Below are 328 nucleotides of genomic sequence, written 5' to 3' on the forward strand. Positions count from 1 at the left end.
CAGGCCAACTACGCGGCGGCCAACGTCTTCCTGGACGCCCTGGCCCAGCACCGCGCGGCCCAGGGGCTGCCGGGCCTGTCACTGGCCTGGGGCGCCTGGGAGCAGTCCGCCGGTATGACCGGCACCCTCTCCGGGGCCGACATGCAGCGCATCGCCGCCTCCGGCGCCGCGCCGCTGCCCGTCGAGCGCGGCCTGACCCTCTTCGACACGGCCACCGGCTCCGACGAGCCCCTGATCGTCGCCGTCGGCGCCGCCTCCGGAGAGTCCCGGCTGCCCGGCGCCGTCCCGCCGCTGCTGCGGAACCTGGTGCGCGGCACCCGCCGCGCCG

1 protein-coding gene is annotated in these 328 nt (G+C 78.0%); it reads left to right on the top strand.

From position 1 onward, the window contains the following. Positions 1–328 (top strand): KR domain-containing protein (locus KM933_RS38870; RefSeq protein WP_221362420.1); only part of this gene is annotated, 328 nt, incomplete at both ends.

Source organism: Streptomyces beigongshangae (assembly GCF_019710745.1).
GTDB classification, from domain to species: Bacteria; Actinomycetota; Actinomycetes; order Streptomycetales; family Streptomycetaceae; genus Streptomyces; species Streptomyces beigongshangae.